The 15,486-nt window shown below is 59.7% G+C and carries 13 protein-coding genes; 4 read left to right on the plus strand and 9 right to left on the minus strand.

Annotation, left to right across the window (positions count from 1 at the left end; all coding sequences use genetic code 11):
• Positions 1-272: 272 nt before the first annotated feature.
• Both ACIONG_RS00715 and ACIONG_RS00720 read right to left on the minus strand, forming a co-directional pair.
• Positions 273-1,976: an amidase gene (locus tag ACIONG_RS00715; protein ID WP_213028593.1), complete on the minus strand. Its 1,704-nt coding sequence runs from the start codon at positions 1,974-1,976 to the stop codon at positions 273-275.
• 281 nt (positions 1,977-2,257) lie between these two features.
• Complete coding sequence (locus tag ACIONG_RS00720) at positions 2,258-3,640, minus strand: aspartate aminotransferase family protein (RefSeq protein WP_401295983.1); 1,383 nt, start codon at positions 3,638-3,640, stop codon at positions 2,258-2,260.
• Positions 3,641-3,797: 157 nt separating this feature from the next.
• On the opposite strand from ACIONG_RS00720, the gene ACIONG_RS00725 reads away from it, so the two are divergent.
• Entirely contained in the window at positions 3,798-4,406 is a 609-nt protein-coding gene (locus ACIONG_RS00725; protein WP_401295986.1) for a TetR/AcrR family transcriptional regulator, read from the plus strand.
• A gap of 126 nt (positions 4,407-4,532) precedes the next feature.
• On the opposite strand, the gene ACIONG_RS00730 is transcribed toward ACIONG_RS00725, so the two are convergent.
• On the minus strand, positions 4,533-5,126 hold the full coding sequence (locus ACIONG_RS00730; protein WP_401295989.1) for a hypothetical protein: 594 nt from the start codon (positions 5,124-5,126) through the stop codon (positions 4,533-4,535).
• Between the two features lie 117 nt (positions 5,127-5,243).
• Here ACIONG_RS00730 and ACIONG_RS00735 point away from each other — a divergent pair, with 117 nt between their 5' ends.
• A complete protein-coding gene (locus ACIONG_RS00735; RefSeq protein WP_401295992.1) occupies positions 5,244-5,852 on the plus strand; it encodes a nucleotidyltransferase domain-containing protein in 609 nt (202 codons plus the stop codon).
• A gap of 125 nt (positions 5,853-5,977) precedes the next feature.
• On the opposite strand, the gene proP is transcribed toward ACIONG_RS00735, so the two are convergent.
• From proP to ACIONG_RS00760, 5 genes are all read right to left on the minus strand, one after another.
• Positions 5,978-7,483: a glycine betaine/L-proline transporter ProP gene (proP, locus tag ACIONG_RS00740; protein WP_103304942.1), complete on the minus strand. Its 1,506-nt coding sequence runs from the start codon at positions 7,481-7,483 to the stop codon at positions 5,978-5,980.
• A gap of 405 nt (positions 7,484-7,888) precedes the next feature.
• Positions 7,889-8,245, minus strand: a complete 357-nt coding sequence (locus ACIONG_RS00745) for a DUF6124 family protein (RefSeq protein ID WP_213028597.1) — start codon at positions 8,243-8,245, stop codon at positions 7,889-7,891.
• A gap of 939 nt (positions 8,246-9,184) precedes the next feature.
• Positions 9,185-9,745 carry a hypothetical protein gene (locus ACIONG_RS00750; RefSeq protein ID WP_103301913.1) on the minus strand — a complete coding sequence of 187 codons (561 nt, stop codon included), beginning with the start codon at positions 9,743-9,745 and terminating at the stop codon, positions 9,185-9,187.
• Between the two features lie 63 nt (positions 9,746-9,808).
• Positions 9,809-10,468: a DUF3313 domain-containing protein gene (locus ACIONG_RS00755; protein ID WP_401295997.1), complete on the minus strand. Its 660-nt coding sequence runs from the start codon at positions 10,466-10,468 to the stop codon at positions 9,809-9,811.
• Positions 10,468-10,785 (minus strand): hypothetical protein, encoded by a 318-nt coding sequence (locus tag ACIONG_RS00760; RefSeq protein WP_103302435.1) that lies wholly within the window; start codon positions 10,783-10,785, stop codon positions 10,468-10,470. Before ACIONG_RS00760 ends, ACIONG_RS00755 begins: the two co-directional genes overlap by 1 nt.
• Before the next feature lie 150 nt (positions 10,786-10,935).
• On the opposite strand from ACIONG_RS00760, the gene ACIONG_RS00765 reads away from it, so the two are divergent.
• A complete protein-coding gene (locus tag ACIONG_RS00765; RefSeq protein ID WP_401295999.1) occupies positions 10,936-11,658 on the plus strand; it encodes a response regulator in 723 nt (240 codons plus the stop codon).
• Positions 11,655-12,986, plus strand: a complete 1,332-nt coding sequence (locus ACIONG_RS00770) for an ATP-binding protein (protein ID WP_315445377.1) — start codon at positions 11,655-11,657, stop codon at positions 12,984-12,986. Before ACIONG_RS00765 ends, ACIONG_RS00770 begins: the two co-directional genes overlap by 4 nt.
• A gap of 8 nt (positions 12,987-12,994) precedes the next feature.
• Here ACIONG_RS00770 and ACIONG_RS00775 read toward each other — a convergent pair whose 3' ends face one another.
• Positions 12,995-15,463, minus strand: a complete 2,469-nt coding sequence (locus tag ACIONG_RS00775; RefSeq protein ID WP_401296347.1) for a fimbria/pilus outer membrane usher protein — start codon at positions 15,461-15,463, stop codon at positions 12,995-12,997.
• Positions 15,464-15,486 lie beyond the last annotated feature (23 nt).

Consider the following 15,486-nt stretch of genomic DNA (forward strand, 5'->3'; position numbering starts at 1 on the left):
GTTGCCATCAATCATGGATACACACTGGCAAGCCAGCTCCCACAGGTTTTGTGTGTTGCCATCAATCATGGATACACACTGGCAAGCCAGCTCCCACAGGTTTTGTGTGTTGCCATCAATCATGGATACACACTGGCAAGCCAGCTCCCATAGGTTTTTGTGTGCTGCCATCAATGGTGGGCACACCCTGGATCCCTGTGGGAGCTGGCTTGCCAGCGATTGCGGTGGGTCAGGCAACATTTCAGTCGGCTGCCCCACCAGGTTTGATCGCGTTACGACAGCGGCGGGGTGCGTGGCGGGATCAGGCGTTTGCTGCCTGTCGATTCAAATGCTGCGGCCAGGCGCAGCAAGCTTGAATCGTCATAGGCACGACCGGCGAAGGTCAGACCGACCGGCATGCCGATGTCGGCCATCACGCCCATCGGCACGGTGACGGTCGGTACGCCGAGGTGACGGATCGCGAGGTTGCCGTTGGCGACCCAGATGCCGTTGCTCCAAGCGATATCGGCTGACACCGGGTTCACGTCCGCGTCCGCTGGGCCGACGTCGGCGACGGTCGGGAACAACACGGCGTCGAGGCCCAGCTTGTCCATCCAGTCTTCAAGATCGATACGCCGCGTCTGTTCGAGGCCGCGCAGGCCATCGGGCACGGTGGAAATTTCATTCCACGGCGTGATGCCGCGCTCGGCCATGCGCACGTATTCATCCATGCCAGCGGCGAGGTCGCCTTCCCGGTTCGGCAGAGTGCCCGGGTCGTGCGGGAAAATCTTCGGCCCATCGACGTCGACCAGACGATTGAGCTTCGGATCGCCGTTGGCTTGCAGGAAGTCGTCGAACGCCCAAGCCGTCAGATCCCACAGTTCATGGTGGAGGAACTCTTTCGACACCAGCCCACGGGTGAACACGGTCGGCGCGCCGGGGCGATCGCCTTCGCAATTGGACACCAGCGGGAAGTCCGTCTCGATCACTTCAGCGCCAGCGGCTTCGAGGGCCTGACGTGCCTGTTTCCACAAATCGATTACCGAAGCGCGGGTGTTGATGCGTTGGCCGGTCGGGCCACCAATACCCGGCGCTTCGCTGGTGCCCGCCTCAGGATCGGCGTTGATGAACATGCGCGGCACGGCAAAACGCTTGCCGGCCAGTGCAGTGCGGTCGGCAGCCAATTCAGCGTAAGCGGCGGGGCGCACGGAGCTGACGCTCGGGATCGGTACCCACGGTTGCAGGCGCCACAGGTCGCCACGGGTATCCGGATCTTCGGCAACAACAATGTCGAGGACTTCGAGCAGGTCGGCCATGGTGCGAGCGTACGGCACGACCACGTCCATGGTCGGCGTCAGCGGCCAGTTGCCGCGCACCGAAATCACCCCACGCGAAGGGGTGTAGGCGCACAAGCCATTGTTCGACGCCGGGCCGCGACCGCTCGACCAGGTTTCTTCAGCCAGGCCGAACGCGGCAAAACTGGCCGCCGTGGCGGTGCCGGCGCCATTCGATGAGCCGGAGGCGAACGGCGCGGTGAGGTAGTCGGCGTTGTACGGGCTTTCAGCGCGGCCATACACCCCGCGCTGCATTCCGCCATTGGCCATCGGCGGCATATTGGTTTTGCCCAGGCAGATTGCCCCGGCGGCGCGCAGGCGCTCAATGGTGAACGCGTCGCGATAGGCAACCAGATCAGCGAAGGCCGGGCTGCCGGACGCTGCGGTCAGGCCCTTGACCAGATAACTGTCCTTGGCGGTGTAGGGGATGCCGTCGAGCGGGCTCAGGGTTTCGCCTTTGGCGCGGCGAGCGTCGGAGGCCCGTGCTTCGTTCAGCGCTTCGGGATTGCGTACGACCACCGCGTTGAGTGCGGTCGGCGTGTCGGCGCCGTCGTAGGCATCGATGCGGGCGAGATAGGCCTGCACCAGCTCAACCGAGGTGGTCTGGCCGGATTCAAGCGCGGCGCGCAGTTGCGCAATGGAAACTTCAGTGACTTCGATCATGCGGTCACCGCCGTTTGCAGTGGGGCGACGTTCTTTTTGGAATGGGTGTTCATAGCGGTTCTCGTGGCACGGCTTTAAGCGACAAGGTTAAGACTGGCGCCTATTTAACACCATGCGGCGTGCGGAGTAATCGGCGGGATCGTTCGCCCACCGATTTTTTCCAGGTGAAATGCAATCCCCTGTGGGAGCTGGCTTGCCAGCGATGGCGGTAGGTCAGTCAACCCAATATCAACTGTGCTAGCCCCTTCGCTGGCGAGCCAGCTCCCACAATGTTCCGCCGATTACAGAACCCCATACTCACGAGCCGTACGATCCACCGCAATCCGCGTCTTGTCGATCAGCTCATCAAGCTCCACACGGCTGGCAATCAGCGCCGGCGCCATGATCATCCGGCCCAACGTCGAACGAATGATCAACCCTTCCTCAAACCCGATCGTACGGCAGCGCCAGGCGATGTCGTTCTCGTTGGCAAAACGCTTGCGAGTCGCCTTGTCCTCAGCGAATTGCAACGCCGCCACCAGACCAACACCCTGAATCTCACCGACCAACGGGTGATTGCCAAACACTTCGCGCAGACAGTTTTGCAGGTAAGGCCCGGTATCGGTTTTCACCTGCGTGACCACACCTTCATCACGCAAGGCCTTGAGATTGGCAATCGCCACCGCAGCCGCGACCGGGTGCCCGGAATAGGTGAGGCCGTGAGCAAACACGCCACCCTTTTCCACCAGCGCCTCGGCCATGCGCCGCGAAAGGATCAAGCCGCCCATGGGGATGTAACCGGAGGTCAGGCCCTTGGCGATCGACAGCGTGTCGGGCTCGAAACCGAAAGTCTGGTGGGCGAACCACTCGCCGGTGCGACCGAACCCACCGATCACTTCATCAGCACACAGCAGCACATCGTATTGGCGGCAGATGCGCTGGATTTCCGGCCAATAAGTCGCTGGCGGAATGATCATCCCGCCAGCGCCCTGAAACGGTTCGGCGACGAAAGCTGCCACCTTGTCGGCGCCCAATTCAAGAATCTTGTCTTCCAGTTGCCGCGCCGCACGCAGGCCGAATTCTTCCGGGCTAAGGTTGCCTTCGTGGGCGAACCAGTACGGCTCGTCGATGTGCGCCACATCGGGAATGGTGCCGCCCATCTCATGCATGAACTTCATGCCGCCCAACGCCGTCGCTGCGAGGGTCGAGCCGTGGTAGCCGTTCCAGCGGCCGATCATGATTTTCTTCTCGGGTTTGCCCATCACTTGCCAGAACTTGCGCACCGTGCGGATCAGCACTTCGTTGGCTTCGGAACCGGAGTTGGTGTAGATCGCGTGGCTGTAGTGCTTGGGCAGCAGGCTGAACAACAGTTCGGACAGTTCGATCACGGCCGGGTGAGTGGTGTGGAAGAACATGTTGTAGTAGGGCAGCTGCTCCAGTTGCGCGGTCGCGGCGGCGGCCAGATCCTTGCGGCCGTAACCAAGGTTGGTGCACCACAGGCCGGACATGCCGTCCACATAACGATTGCCGTCGTTGTCCCACAACGCCAGGCGATCACCGCTGACCATCACCCGTGGACCTTCTTCGTTGAGCGCCTTCTGATCGACAAACGCGTGAATGTGGTGGGCGGCGTCCGCGGCTTGAAAATCACGGGTGCTGCGAGTCGGATCGAGTTCGGCGGACATGGCTGATCTCCAAAAGAATTGGGCAAGTGAGTGCGTTCATTCCAGCGGTGCACAGCTAATATTTGTCACTTAAAAATATTTTTGTAAAGAAAATATTTGTCGATGGAAAAAGATATCCGTACGCTGAGGCGCATTGGCAAGGCACAGCAGGCACGACATGAGCGGACTCAGAGAGCGGCAAAAGGAACAGCGCAGGGAAGTCATCGCGCAGGCAGCCCTTGAACTGTTTATCAGCAACGGCTTCGGCGCGACCACGCTGGAGCAGATCGCCAATGCAGCGGCGGTTTCCGCGCCGACAGTGACCAACTACTTCGGCGGCAAACAGGAGATTTTGCTGGCATTGCTCAAGCAACCGGACGAGCAGGCCATGCGCGAGGCCCGGGCCAATCTCGATGACGACAGCGATCCGCTGGAGGCGTTGTGCGAGTTCGAAGGGCTGATGACCGACTACCAACTGCAAGCGATGCCGGCTTCACTATGGCGCGAGTTGGCGCCGTTTCTGCTCACGGGCGAACTGGCTCAGGCGTTGAGCCCGTGGAATGCGGCGGTGATCGAGGAAACCAAGGCGTTGCTGACGCATTTTCAGGCGCTGGGCAAAGTCCGCGAGTCCGTCGATATCGACGTGGCGGCGACGCTGTTCAACCAGTACGCGAACATGGCGTTTATTCGACTGGCGACCGAAGCGGCGCCAGATCGAAAAGCGCATGCGCGGCATATGCGCAGTGTACTGGGGCTGATCTGCCATGGAATTCTGAGCCTGGGGTGATCAACTGTGGCGAGGGAGCTTGCTCCCGCTGGACTGCGCAGCAGGCCTTCTTTTAAAAACAGGGGCCGCTTCGCGACCCAGCGGGAGCAAGCTCCCTCGCCACAAGGTTTTTCGCCGTCCTGAAGATCAGGCTTTCGGCAACCACGGCTGCATTTGCTCCAGCAAACCTCGTCCGCCCCGACGCAATCCTGTTGCCAGTCCCAGCCATGACAGGTCAGTCATGATTACCTCGGAGGCGCGCAGCAAGCGAACTTCGCCAGCCGTGCCGCCAGAGGTCCCTCCGTCCGGCATGAACACCGTCAGCCAATCGCCGACACTGTCCACCACCAGACACAGGCGCCAGCCTTGTTCTTCGGCAATCATGCCGACCTTCGTCCCATCGGCGTGCTCCATGCCGGCAAACCGCGCCGTGGTGTCCTTGAGCAACTGATAACCCGGCAGATTGCTCAGCACTTTGTCTTCGGTCGCCTCAATCGCCCGAGCCGCCGCCGAGGTCCTGGCCAGAAGTCCTGCGAGAAAACACAGCACGATCAAGCCAACCAACGTGGCCAACGTCACCACGGTCACGCCCGCCACATCGTGACCCTCGAACATCGGCAGCAGCTTTTGCATCGGTCCACGCAGCAGATGAATGGCTTTTTCGATCAGGATGAAGATCAGCACCAACGGCAGAATAAACAGCAGTCCGCCGATCACGGTGGTTTTGATGAACTTGAACATGACAGCTCCTTGATGACGATCAGAAATCAAGGCTAGCTGATAAAAATCCCGGGGCAGGCGCGCGATGAAACTCATGGCACCATGGCGGCCGGATGCGCTTAACAAGGAGCAGGGCACATGAACGTACCGGATCAGCAAGCATGGCAAGCGTGGACGCCGGAGGAGTTATCGCAACGTCTGAGACAGGTTTCACGCCCCTGGAGCGTGGTGGGCGGATGGGCGCTGGATCTGTGGCTGGGCAGACAAACTCGCGATCACGGTGATCTGGAGTTCACCGTCCTGCGTGATGATTTTCTGCTGTTCAGGCAAGCGCTGGCGCCCTTGCAGTTCTACACCGTCAAAGACGGCACGTTTGCGTTTCTGCCGACAGACCGGGTGCCGGGCGAGGAGATATTTCAGGTTTGGGGTTTTGATGCGGTTGCCAATGTCTGGCGAGTGGATGTGATGCTGGAGTTCGGCACTGCGGACACTTGGGTCTATAAAAGAGACACTTCGCTTGTCTATCCACGCGCCGAAATGGTCGCTGTCAGTGACGCAGGGGTTCCGTATTTAAAACCTGCGGCCATTCTGCTGTTCAAGGCCAAACACATCCGGTCCAAGGATCAAAACGACTTCAACCAGTCATTGCCGAATCTATCCTGCGAAGATCGGCATTGGTTGGCTCGACACCTTGCTCTACTGCATCCAGATCATGAGTGGACGTACAGACTAGAAAACGCCGAGTAACTTTGTGGCGAGGGAGCTTGTCGAATCGTCGCACCGTCCCGCTGGGCGCGCAGCGGCCCCAAAAGATTGGGACTGCTGCACACTCCAGCGGGAGCAAGCTCCCTCGCCACAAGGTGGTGGATTGTTTACTCGTTGATCCGCGGATGTTGCTGCACCAGATTCTTGCGTTTGGCTTCCAGTTCAGCAATTTCAGCGTCGATGTCTTCGATCTTCTGCTCGATGTTGTCGTGATGCTCCTGCAACAACTCCTTGGCTTCTTCAAGATCGGAAGCCGCCGGCGCCGCGCCTCGCAGCGGTTTGTTGGCGGTTTCTTTCATGGTCACGCCGGTGGCCAGGCCGACCACGGCAATCACCATCAGGTAATACGCCGGCATGTACAGGTTGTTGGTGCTTTCCACCAGCCAGGCCACGACAGTCGGGGTCAGACCTGCAATCAGCACAGAAACGTTGAACGCTGCCGCCAATGCGCTGTAGCGAATGTGCGTGGGGAACATCGCGGGCAGGGTCGAGGCCATCACGCCGATGAAGAAGTTCAGCAGCACCGCCAGCATCAGCAGGCCGCCGAAGATCAGGCCGATCTTGCCGCTGTTGATCAGCATGAATGCCGGAATGGCAAGGATGAACAGACCGATGCTGCCGACGACGATGAAAGGCTTGCGGCCAATCTTGTCGCTGATAAAGCCAATCGCCGGCTGCACGAACAGCATGCCGACCATGATCGCGATGATGATCAGCACGCCACGGTTTTCGCTGTAATGCAGGTTGTGCGACAGGTAACTCGGCATGTACGTGAGCAGCATGTAGTAAGTAACGTTGGTCACCGCCACCACGCCGATACAGGTCATCAGGCTGCGCCAGTGCTTGGTCGCAACTTCCTTGAACGACACTTTCGGCCCGCCGGCCAGGCCTTCGCGGTCGCCTTGTTCCAGCTTCTCGACATGCTGTTGAAACGCTGGCGTTTCTTCGAGCGCATGACGCAAATAAAGCCCGATCATGCCCAGCGGCAACGCGAGGAAGAACGGCAGACGCCAGCCCCATTCCTCGAATTTGGCTTCGCCCAGCGTCGTGGAAATCAGCACCACCACACCGGCACCCAGCACAAAACCGGCAATCGAGCCAAAGTCCAGCCAACTGCCGAGGAACCCACGTTTGCGATCCGGCGCATATTCGGCAACGAAGATCGAGGCGCCGGTGTACTCACCGCCAACCGAGAAGCCTTGGGCCATTTTCGCCAGCAACAGCAGGATCGGCGCCCAGATGCCGATCGAGGCATAGGACGGAATCAAACCGATGGCAAACGTGCTGAGCGACATGATCACGATGGTTGCAGCGAGGACTTTCTGCCGCCCGTACTTGTCGCCCAGTGCGCCGAAGAACAGCCCGCCCAACGGCCTGATCAGGAACGGCACGGAGAACGTCGCCAGCGCGGCGATCATTTGCGTGCCCGGATCGGCGCCCGGGAAAAACACTTTGCCGAGCACATAGGCCACAAAACCGTAGACCCCGAAGTCGAACCATTCCATGGCATTGCCGAGCGCGGCGGCCGTAATGGCTTTGCGCATCTTGGCGTCGTCGACGATGGTGATGTCTTTCAGGCCGATCGGTTTGACGCTGTTTTTACGTGATTTCATCCGCGTATTCTCTTTACTGATCCATCTTGCCGCGTAGATGCCATCTTTTTGATGGCGCGTGCTCTTTGGGTCAGATACATGAGGACACGAAATAATTCACCGCTAACCGCTTTTTTTCCCCGTAGGCGCTGCTGAAGACTGCGATCTGATGATCTTGCCTTGCGAAAACGACAAAACCCGCCATCCCGATTGAACGGGAGTGGCGGGTTTTTTCTGCCGAAGAGATGTATTGCCAGTGAGTCAGCCTTCGCGGGCAAGCCCGCTCCCACAGGGATCTGTGTCGACCACAAACCTGCGCCACACCGCCAAACCTGCGCCACACCGCCAAACCTGTGGGAGGGGGCTTGCCCGCGAAGACGTCAGTGGTTACGACACATCAATCAAGCCTTGTCACAGAGGTTGCGACTACGGCAACTCCAGATTATTCAGCACCCGATTCACCGCCAGCTCCCCGAGCATGATCAGTTGCGCAATGCCCTGCAGTGTTCGGCGCTGTGACGCGGGGATGAGGTTGGCGAAATCATTGGTGATGGTTCTTGCCGATGCCAGTGTTTCGCAGGCATCGACCAGCAGCTCTTCGTTTTTGAAGTCGGCGGTGACGGCGTACATTCTGCGGGTCCTACGGGGAGGTGGCGTGGATCCGGGCGGACAGAGGTAGTGATCGAGCGCACGGTCGGCGGCTTCGTTGAGCTTTTTCGACTCGAGGGATTCGTAGGGAGAGGTGGGGTCGGTTTCGGGCGGGTTTGGCGTTGGTTTGATCATAGTGAAGCTCCTAGAGTCATTGGAGCCGCCACATTTCGCTGCGATACGAAAGGGAGGTGGCAGCTATACGCGGGTCGCAGACCGGGACTCTAGAACCGGCAGACCCGAAGGTCTCCCACGTACAGCCGCCATAAAATGAGGACGGATGTTGTGCGTCTAGAAATCAGCGGGCTGCGAGACCCGATCGCTGATTCGTCAGCGACCGCACCACAATAGAACCCGCCCCCTAGGCGCACAAGCCGGCGGATTCTGGCGTAGCTGTAGGCAATTACGCAAGGTCGTGTAGCCGGATTACATGTCTTGGCGTGTCATTTAAACGGGGGGTGTTTAAAGCCAAAGATCGCAGCCTTGCGAAAACGACAAAACCCGCCATCCCGATTGAACGGGAGTGGCGGGTTTTTTCTGCCGAAGAGATGTGTTGCCAGTGAGTCAGCCTTCGCGGGCAAGCCCGCTCCCACAGGGATCTGTGTCGACCACAAACCTGCGCCACACCGCCAAACCTGTGGGAGCGGGCTTGCCCGAGAAGACGTCAGTGGTTACGAGCCGTCAACCATCGCTGCTAAACGAAGAGGTGGCGGCTGTACGCGGGTTAGCAGACCAGGCTCAAGGATCCCGGCGCACCGAAGTGCCCCACGCAAAGCCGCCATAACGTAATGGCGGAACTCGCGTGCCTTGAGAATTGCCGAGCTGCTAAACCCGATCACTGAAATTTCAGCGACCGCACCACAATAGAACCCGCCCCCTAGGCGCACAAGCCGGCGGATTCTGGCGTAGCTGTAGGCAATTACGCAAGATCGCGTAGCCTGATTACGTGTCTTGGCGTGTCATTTAAACGGGGGTGTTTAAAGCCAAAGATCGCAGCCTTCGGCCGCTCCTGCACCGGTCCATATAGGAGCTGCCGAAGGCTGCGATCTTTTGATCTTTTTCCCGACACAACGCCTAATTCGTCAGCGAAACAACGATATCCAGCGCATTGATCGGCAGGTAAATCAGCGTGACAGTCGTGTAAGCCTTGCGTGATTTCGCCGCGAAGGCGCACAGCGGAAGAATGATCATCAACACATCCAGCACACCCCACAGTGCGATCGGCGAGGCTTGAAACAGGAAGACATTGACGATCAGCCCGAGAAGCAGATAAGTCGACAACGACAGCAAGGCGTAGCGGCCGTCCTGTTCGAAATAGACTCGCAAGCCGTTCTGTTCATCTTCGCTTCGACTCGGCAGCAACAACGCCGAAGAGACAAACAGCGACAGCGCCAGCAGCACCAGCAACAAAAACTCCGGAAAGGAAAATGTCGATTTGATCTGCGGCAGCGAGTTGACCGCCCACCAGAAATCCAGTTGCGTGGCGAACAGCGTGACGGCCCAGACCAGCGCCACCCAATCCGGCGCCGCCGCCCGGCGGATGCGGAATACCGTCAACGCGCCGAGCAGCAGCCGAGTGACCGACAGCCCCAGAATCATCGAAAGAACTGTCGCAACGATGGAGAAATTGCTCATCAATGGCCGTGTCCCGTGTGCTGCCAATACCTGCGTTTCACGTTAGACGAGAAAACGGCCGTACTACCGACGAATCGCTACATAGGATTGCCCCAGATCACTGGCCCAGCCATCCAGCACCCCTTTGACGTCATCCGCCGTCAGCACTTGTTTGTCGTTTTCCAGCGCCACGCCGGTGCCCTTGCGCACGACCTCGGCAACCACTTCGCCGGTCGAGCCGTCCTCGAACGACACTTCGGTGGCGATTTCACTGTCCTGATCGCGGATGCCGGCAGCGGTGCTGACCCCGGCAGCCACTAAAGTGACCGGCAACCATTCATAAAAGCGCAAGCCTTGAGTGCTCGCGGCGACCCGGGTAATGGCCGGCCTGACGATCAGCGTATCCGGGCCGGGCATGGACACCAGTTGCAGGACTTTGCCCAATTCCTGCCGGAGGGCGGCATCGTAATACTCGGTGACGCCGGAAATCGTGCTCAACGGAATACGCCCGGTCGGTTCTACGCCGGGATAAAACTGGCTCGGCGCCAGATAGGCTTTGGTATAGCGGCCCCTGGCCAATGCCGGGCTGACCCAACTCATTACGTCGTGACCCGACGGCGATTTGTGCTCTTTCAGAACGCTGTAATCATGCAGAAATCCCGTCGTTTCGACGCTATTGCTGCTGCAACCGGACAGACTCATTGACGCCGTACAGAGCAGCGTCATCAGGCAATGGCTTTTCATCAACGGGTTCCCTTGTGATGTTGCGTCGTGATGCTGTCCGCGCACTCGATGTGCAACTGGCCGTGGCGCATGATCCATTCGATGAGGTCGGCGGCGGCGATGCTGTGGACGTACTCGACCCAGTGCGCACTGGTCGGGCTGAATTGCTCGAAGTAACGACGCAGGAAGATCCGGCTCTGATCGCCGGACACGCCCAGGCAGGATTCCTGGAACACAACCGGCGTGTCGGGGCCGAGTGCGGCGGTCCGCTGGCTGAGGATCAAGGGACGATTGCTGTGATGTCCCTCGGTGCAATGGCTGTTGTTCAATACCTTCATCATGCGAACCCCCTGGATTGGAATGGCTGCAGAGTGCCCGAGGGGTTTTGCCGGACGATGTCCGCTTGATGTCTGTCATGCAGGAATGTTACTCGATTGAAATAAATGACCCGGGCGGCGAAATGGCTTTAGATAGCCTCTTTTTGGTCCATGGATCCTGTAACCGTGAGCAGACTGCTGTTCGTCGACGACGACGTGGAAATCCTCTCCTTGCTGAAAAAGTTCTTCGTCCAGCACGCCTATGACGTCGACGTCGCCGAGAATGGCGAGGCGATGTGGGCGGCGATCGCGCAGCAGCGTCCGGACACGATCATTCTTGACCTGATGATGCCCGGCGAAAGCGGCTTGAGCCTGTGCCAGAAGGTGCGCGCGCAGCTGGGCATTCCGATCATCATGCTCACGGCAATGGCCGAGCTGAGCGATCGCATTGTCGGTCTGGAACTCGGTGCGGATGACTACCTGACCAAGCCGTTCGCCCCACAGGAGTTGCTCGCACGGGTGCGCGCCTTGCAGCGTCGCGCCGGTGAACAACGGAGCCCGGTTGAACCGTCGCGGCCGGTGATCGGCTTCGCCGGTTGGCATCTGGACATCACTTGCCGCGAGTTGCGCTCACCGGACAACGTGATGATTCCGCTGTCCGGTGGCGAGTTCGATTTGCTCGTGGTGTTTCTTGATCATCCGCAACGCATTCTTACCCGTGAGCAGTTGATCGATCTCACCCATGGCCAGGGTCACGACGCTTTCGACCGCAGCATCGACGTGCAGGTCAGCCGCCTGCGGCGCAAGATCGAGCCGGACTGCAAACGCCCGGATCTGATCCGCACCGTGCGCAATGGCGGTTATATGTTCACTGCCAAGGTCAATCGCTCGTGATCCGCCGATTGCTGCGGGGCGACACACTGAGCCGGCGCATCGCCCTGACCATCATTGCGGCGATGTTTGCCTCGCTGGCGCTCAATGCCCTGTTTTTTCAGGCGGCGGGGATCTGGGCGCGGCCACCGATCGAACGCACCGGCCTGCTGGAGCAGATTGCCGCGACATCGCGCGTGATCGAGGCTGCACCGGCCAACCTGCGCCCGCAACTGGCTGCCGCAGCGAGCAGCGCCATGCTGCAAGTGTCGTGGAAAGCGCAACGCGCTGAATTCGATCTGCCCAATGACGGCCTGCGCATTGAAGCGAGCAGGGTGCCGGTGCTGCAACAGTTGCTGGGTGCTGATCGAAAAATCGAAGCGTTCAACCCCGGCGATTGGCCGAACGACAATCCCCAGGCGCATTACGCTGCACTCGTGCAATTGGTCGATGGCAGCTGGTTGTCATTTATCCCGCCTGAACGCAGCTGGGGTTTGGAGCTGGGCACGCGGATCGCGATCATCATCACGTTGGGGTTGATTGCCACGTTGCTGGTGGCCTGGATCGCCACGCGCCAACTGGCCAATCCCTTGCAGCGTTTTGCCCGCGCAGCGCGGCGTTTCGGCACCGACTTGCGTGCACCGCCGATCAAACTGGAAGGCCCCGACGAGATACGTCAGGTGATTGTGGCTTTCAACACCATGCAGGCACAGATTCAGCATTTCATTGACGAGCGCACGCACATGCTCGCGTCGATTTCCCACGACTTGCGCGCACCGCTGACCCGCATGCGCCTGCGCAGCGAGTTCATCGAGGATCTTGAATACCAAAGCAAACAGATTCGCGATATCGAAGAGATGCAATCGATGATCAACGCCGCATTGGCGTTCTTTCGTGAAGACACTCAGCCCGAACAAACTACGGCGTTCGACCTCTCGGAACTGTTGCATACCATCGTCGATGACTATCGCGATCAGAACATTGCCGTCGACTACAACGGCCCGGCGCATCGGGTGTATGAAGGCCGGCCGCTGGCGCTCAAACGGGTGATCGTCAACCTGCTGGAAAACGCGTCGAAGTATGCGCAGCGCCCGCGTATCGAATTGAGCGGAAATGAGCGCTTGATTCGTATCGACGTCAGCGACGAGGGGCCGGGCATTCCTGAGGAGTCGCTGCAGCGTGTATTCGATCCGTTCTTTCGCCTCGAAGCCTCACGCAACCGCCACACCGGCGGCGTTGGCCTCGGGCTCTCGGCAGCGCGGGCCATCGTGCGCGAGCAGGGCGGCGAACTGACCTTGAGCAATCGCAGCGGCGGCGGGCTGTTGGCGCGGGTCGAGTTGCCGGTTCAATGACCACGTGCTCAAGGCGCGCAAGTCAGCGACACCCGCTCATAGTTGAGGGCCTTGTCGCGCTCAGGCAGTGAATAGCTGGCCTGACATTGCTTGCCCGCCCACTTGATCGTCAGCGTGGCACGCTGTTCCTGAACCAGTGCCAACGCCTTGCCGGAAGGATCGGCGATCGCAATCTGCTTGCCGGCCGCATCTTCGAGCACCGCGCCAAACGGCAAGCGGTTGTGCTGCGAATCAAACAACTCGAACTGCACTCGGCGACCGGTCTGCGACGGGTAGCGCACCAATACGGCGGCACCGCGTCGTGGCACGACTTGCTGGGTGGCGTTTTCAATTTCTACATCGGCACCCAGATCTCGAGTGTCGAGACTGATCCAGTTCACCCGATAGGGCTGGGTGTTGGGAATCACGGCGAAGCCATTGCGACCGGTTTCAGTGCCGCTGAAGCTGCTGATCTTGACCCCGCCCGGTACCCCCGGCACTTCGGCCAAGGCAAAGGTTTCACCCAAGGTTTGCCCCAGATTGATACCGCCCGCGTGCGCTACCACCGAACCGGCAAGGCTCAGGTTCTGCGAAGTGTAGCCGCGCCCCTGGCTGTAACCGGCGTTGACGTCGACGAACGAGGTGCGCGAACTGATGCTCGCCGAGCCTGAATTGCCGCCGGTGCTGCTGTTGCCGGCCTGCACCGAATAATAGGTGTCGCTGTTTTCCGACAGGTAGCCGTTCACGCCCAACTGCGTGCTGTCGCTGGATTTCTGTCGATTGGTCGAGACAAACGCCCTTGGCGCGCGCGGTTTGGAACCCAGCGGAAATGACAGCGAAAGGTTCATCTGCGTGTCGTTGTTCGCCGGGCCGGCATTGCCCACATCCTGGGTATGCGTTACGCCAAGGTTGTAGGTGACGTCGCCCCAGTTGTTGCTGTAGCCGGCAGACAGGCTTTGCGAGCCGCCACGTCCCCAGTACCGCTGATCGGTTGCGTTGAGGTACAGGCTGCCGAATTGCTGGTTGCGCCCCAGACTCTGGCTGACGGTCAGGTCAGTGCGGGTTTTGGAGTTGCCACGGCGCTGCTCCCCGGTGCTTTGATCCTCGATGTGATCGGTCAGGGTGCGATAGCCCTCGGTGGAGTAACGATAGGCGGCGAGGGTGAAATTGGTGTCGGTGCCGGTGAAGGTTTTGGCATAGAGCATCCGCAGGCTATTCCCTTCGGTGGTCTGCCCGTGCGCCTGACTGGACGAGTGCGTCAGGTCGAACGACACCGCGCCAAACGCCGTGTTGCGGCCCATGCCCAGAGACATCGCCTTGAAGCTGTCTGTCGCCTGTACACCAAGAATCCCGGTCATGTTGCTGGTCATGCCATAAGCCAGCGTGCCGCTGACAAACTTCGGTTCGGCCAGACCCTCGGTGTTGCTTTTGTATTGCCCCGCCGAGAGGCTGTAGTTGACCTGGCCCTTGCGCACCATGATCGGCAGGCTGGAAAACGCCTGCTGGGTTTCATGCCGCGTGCCGTCGGCCTCGATGACGATCACCCGCAAGTCGCCGTTCGAGCCACTCGGATAAATGTCGCTGATCTCGAACGGACCGGGTGGCACGTTGGTGCTGTAGAGAACGTAGTCGTTCTGGCGGATTTCCACGGTGGCGTTGCTTTGCGCCACGCCGCGGATGACCGGCGCGTAGCCGCGTTCGCTGTCGGCGCGCATGCCTTCGTCGGAACTCAACTTGAGCCCACGGTAACGCACGCTGTCGAAGAGCTGCGAGTCGGAGAAAATATCGCCGGCGCTGAATTGTCCCTTCAGCGCTGTGACATCGTGCTGCACATAGCTGCGGTTGCTGGTGAACGTGTTGCGCTCGCCGGTACGGCTGCTGAAGTTCGATTCGTTACGCAGCCGCCAGGCGCCGAGGTTGATGCCGTTACGCAAACCGAGGTTGTTGGAGATCGTCGTGGCGGAGTCGGTGCTGTTGCGGTTGCTGCTCAACTGGTAATTGATGAACGCCGCCGGGACGCCGGCATCCCACAGCGCAGGATCGACATAGCCACGCATGCCGCGTTGCATGGCGATTTGCGGCACGCTGATCAACAGTCGCAGGCGGGTAGGGTCGTAGCTGACGGTGGCCTGGTCAATCAGGGTTGGCAAGTCGTAGCAAGTGTCGGGCGCCTCAGGCTTGAGCAGCCCTGCCGCTTCCAGCGTACTCATGTTGATGCCCAACTGCTGCAGCATGTCCAGGGTCAGGCACGCCTCGACCTTGCCGGTTTTCTCGGCGCGACGAAAATCGATATCGCGCCGCCCGACCAACACTTCGTTGCTGTAAACGTCGACTCGGTAATTGCCCGGCAAAACGCTGTTGGCCGAGAGCAACAGATTCAAATCCACCGACGACCCGACTCCCTGCAGAAACGAAGTGTTGAACTGGGCGAGTTGCTCTTGCTCCGGTGCAGCGACGGCATCACTGGCATTTGCCAAGTAAGGAAGACTCACTAACATGGCCAGATACAGCGCATTGAATC

This window comes from Pseudomonas sp. NPDC087817 (genome assembly GCF_044742875.1).
Lineage (GTDB): Bacteria > Pseudomonadota > Gammaproteobacteria > Pseudomonadales > Pseudomonadaceae > Aquipseudomonas.

Coding starts and splice junctions, on each gene's coding strand:
- ACIONG_RS00760 (WP_103302435.1), bottom strand. CDS start 10,785: ATGAAGGTATTGAACAACAGCCATTGCACCGAGGGACATCACAGCAAT.
- ACIONG_RS00725 (WP_401295986.1), top strand. CDS start 3,798: ATGAGCGGACTCAGAGAGCGGCAAAAGGAACAGCGCAGGGAAGTCATC.
- ACIONG_RS00750 (WP_103301913.1), bottom strand. CDS start 9,745: ATGAGCAATTTCTCCATCGTTGCGACAGTTCTTTCGATGATTCTGGGG.
- ACIONG_RS00715 (WP_213028593.1), bottom strand. CDS start 1,976: ATGATCGAAGTCACTGAAGTTTCCATTGCGCAACTGCGCGCCGCGCTT.
- ACIONG_RS00730 (WP_401295989.1), bottom strand. CDS start 5,126: ATGTTCAAGTTCATCAAAACCACCGTGATCGGCGGACTGCTGTTTATT.
- ACIONG_RS00765 (WP_401295999.1), top strand. CDS start 10,936: ATGGATCCTGTAACCGTGAGCAGACTGCTGTTCGTCGACGACGACGTG.
- ACIONG_RS00755 (WP_401295997.1), bottom strand. CDS start 10,468: ATGAAAAGCCATTGCCTGATGACGCTGCTCTGTACGGCGTCAATGAGT.
- ACIONG_RS00735 (WP_401295992.1), top strand. CDS start 5,244: ATGAACGTACCGGATCAGCAAGCATGGCAAGCGTGGACGCCGGAGGAG.
- ACIONG_RS00745 (WP_213028597.1), bottom strand. CDS start 8,245: ATGATCAAACCAACGCCAAACCCGCCCGAAACCGACCCCACCTCTCCC.
- proP (WP_103304942.1), bottom strand. CDS start 7,483: ATGAAATCACGTAAAAACAGCGTCAAACCGATCGGCCTGAAAGACATC.
- ACIONG_RS00775 (WP_401296347.1), bottom strand. CDS start 15,463: ATGTTAGTGAGTCTTCCTTACTTGGCAAATGCCAGTGATGCCGTCGCT.
- ACIONG_RS00720 (WP_401295983.1), bottom strand. CDS start 3,640: ATGTCCGCCGAACTCGATCCGACTCGCAGCACCCGTGATTTTCAAGCC.